The organism is Oscillibacter sp. ER4 (genome assembly GCF_000765235.1).
Lineage (GTDB): Bacteria > Bacillota > Clostridia > Oscillospirales > Oscillospiraceae > Hominicoprocola > Hominicoprocola fusiformis.
The window spans coordinates 1-2,818 of sequence record NZ_JPJG01000041.1 but is presented as its reverse complement, the minus strand read 5'-3'; the positions used below and the strand labels follow the sequence as shown (position 1 = coordinate 2,818).

General features: G+C 52.4%; 3 protein-coding genes. All 3 read left to right on the top strand.

Translation table 11 applies throughout. The annotated features are described in order from the left end of the window. Positions 1-151 precede the first annotated feature (151 nt). From istA to NI20_RS0106995, 3 genes are read left to right on the top strand one after another with little or no spacing between them, the layout of a single operon-like run. Positions 152-1,711, top strand: coding sequence for an IS21 family transposase (gene istA / locus NI20_RS0107005; RefSeq protein ID WP_033120702.1), 1,560 nt, complete (start codon positions 152-154; stop codon positions 1,709-1,711). Next, positions 1,711-2,499, top strand: coding sequence for an ATP-binding protein (locus tag NI20_RS0107000; RefSeq protein ID WP_081958410.1), 789 nt, complete (start codon positions 1,711-1,713; stop codon positions 2,497-2,499). The genes istA and NI20_RS0107000 overlap by 1 nt, the downstream gene beginning before the upstream one ends. Next, entirely contained in the window at positions 2,492-2,689 is a 198-nt protein-coding gene (locus NI20_RS0106995; protein WP_033120700.1) for a hypothetical protein, read from the top strand. The genes NI20_RS0107000 and NI20_RS0106995 overlap by 8 nt, the downstream gene beginning before the upstream one ends. Positions 2,690-2,818 lie beyond the last annotated feature (129 nt).

Below are 2,818 nucleotides of genomic sequence, written 5' to 3'. Positions count from 1 at the left end.
TGTAAATTTCGGATCATGAGCACCACTTGCACGGAGATTTAGCCCCAGTGTCACGGCAAAATAGCTCCGCTGTCACGGCGGAGAGCGCCAATAGCCCTTATAATGATGACGGCACGTGTAAACGTGACTAAAATCATAAGGAGGGCTACCTATGGTAGACTACATGGAAATCCTGCGATTGAGTAGTGACCCGAAGAACAGCCAGCGCTGTATCGCCTCGATTGTACACAGTTCCAGACACACGATCCGTGATATCCTGGAAGCAGCAAAGAAAGCAGGAGTAAGTTGGCCGTTGGATGACACCGTTACCAACGAAATGCTGAAGCGAATCCTCTTCCCAGAAAAGTCTACAGCGGAGACACTTTACACCCAGCCGGACTATCCCTACATCCACAAAGAGTTAGCACGTCCGGGGGTAAATTTGACATTGTTGTGGACAGAATATTGCAGACGATGCGAAAATGACGGTACCACACCGTACATGTACACACAGTTCTGCGAGAAATATCGGCAATGGGCACGGATTACCAAGGCAACCATGCGGATACAGCACAAGCCGGGAGATGCTATGCAGGTGGACTGGGCCGGCAACACGCTGGATATCTATGACCCGGTTACCGGGGATGTCTCCAAGGCATATTTGTTTGTTGCGGTTCTACCTTGCAGCTGCTATGCCTATGCCGAGGCCTGTGACGACATGAAGCTGGAAAACTGGCTTCTTTGTCATGCCCATGCCTACAGCTACTTCGGCGGTGTGACCCGGCTGCTGATCCCGGATAATCTGAAGACCGGTGTAACGAAAAATACCCGGTATGAAACAGTTCTTAACCGGAGTTACCAGGAACTGGCTGAGCATTACGATACTGCGATTGTCCCAGCCAGAGTGGAGCACCCTAAGGACAAGCCCTTGGCAGAAGGGACTGTGAAGTTTGCTTCAACCTGGATCCTGGCGGCGCTACGGGACCGACGGTTCTTTTCCATACGCGAAGCGCAGGAAGCGGTGGCTGAGAAGCTGGAAGAATTGAATGACCGCCCGTTTAAAAAGCGCGAAGGCTGCCGCAGAAGCGCCTTTCTGACCGAAGAGCAGGAGTTTATGAAGCCTCTTCCGACTGCCGCATATGAGCCAGCTGTCTGGCCTCCTGATATAACGGTTGGGCCTGATTACCTGGTTTTTGATGGCATGAACAAATACTCCGTCCCCTTTGATCTGATTGGCGAAAAGGTGAACCTGCGCCTGACCAAAAACGCGGTTGAGGTTTTCTACCGCGGTACCAGAGTTGCTATGCATGCACGGCACCGAACGGTACTTCGCGATCCTGTGGTAAAGCCGGAGCATATGACGCCGGAACATAGGAAGTATCTGAATTACAACGAAAGCGAGTTCACATCCTGGGGCAGCTCTGTTGGTGAACATACCGCTTCTGTTGTCCGATATTTCCTCACAAGCGGCAAAGAAACCGAGCAAGGCTATAAGGCCTGTGCCAGTATAACAAGGCTGGCAGACCGTTATGGTGCAGCACGGTTGGAAAATGCCTGCGAGCGGCTGTTGGCGTTCACTTCTACGCCGTCCATCCGAACGCTCAGTACCATTCTCAAGAATGGGCAAGACAAGGTTGCCACGCCGAAAAAGCCGGAGGTTCCTAAGGCCAACACCCAGCACGGCATAACCCGCGGCGCTGCCTACTTCCGAAAAGGAGGTAGCAGCAAATGATGAACAACTCCACCATTGAGGCACTGAAGGCAATGCGTTTCAGCGCAATGGCCGCTGAATTTGAGCGCCAGCTAGGCGATCCGGCTGCATACAGCATGCTTGGGTTTGAAGAACGGTTTGCCCTGATGGTTGATGCGGAATGGAACAGGCGCCAGCAGAACAAACTGGCACGCTGCATCCGGGAAGCACATTTTGCCGCCCCCGGCGCCATGATTGAGGATATTGAATACCACGAAGACCGCAGATTGGACAAAACCCAAATTCTCCGCTTTGCCACATGCAAATACATTGAAGACGGCCACCACATTATCTTAAAAGGCGCTTCCGGCAGCGGAAAAACCTTTCTGGCCTGTGCTCTTGGAAACGCGGCCTGCCGCAAATACAAGTCTGTGCGATATATCCGACTCCCGGAACTGTTGGAGGAATTGAGCCTGGCACAGGCAAGCGGAGAGCTGAAGAAACTGATTAAAAGCTACCGAAAGTACGATCTGCTGATTCTGGATGAGTGGCTTATCCGCTGCCTGACACCTCAGGAATCCTACAACCTGCTGGAGATTGTTGAGATGCGCAGTGACCGGGGTGCGACCATCTTCTGTACCCAATACAACACGGATGAATGGTACGAGCGCATTAATCCTGACTCTGATGACCGAAGCCCTATTTCTGAGGCTATTATGGACCGCATCGTCCACAATGCCTATGAGGTTCTGATTGATGGCAAGGTCTCCATGAGGGAACGCCATGGCTTGAGAAGCATGGGAGCTGTTCCTGGAGAGGCTGGTGATTGAGGTGACGATTACCCGCCAGATGTTGGACACGGATCTGCAAAGCTGGTTCCTCAATGCGAAGAACGCCGAACATGCTAAGGAAGAGATCCTTGCGCTGTTCTCCGAGGAACCTGGCGACGGATATACCTGGAGTGAGCAGGATATTTGGGAGCAATCCAGAAAGATTATTGACCGCTGGAACCGAGTTTGATTCTACGGAGCAGAGGGGCAAAAGCCCCTCTGCTCTCGGTGGACCTCATGCCCGCGAGAGTGGCGCTGAATCTCCGTGAAAGTGGAGCTGTTTTTCCGTGCAAGTGGTGCTCAGTGGCTGAAATTTACA

Bases quoted from the DNA above. Each gene is read 5' to 3' on its own strand.
- istA (WP_033120702.1), top strand. From the start codon at position 152: ATGGTAGACTACATGGAAATCCTGCGATTGAGTAGTGACCCGAAGAAC.
- NI20_RS0107000 (WP_081958410.1), top strand. From the start codon at position 1,711: ATGAACAACTCCACCATTGAGGCACTGAAGGCAATGCGTTTCAGCGCA.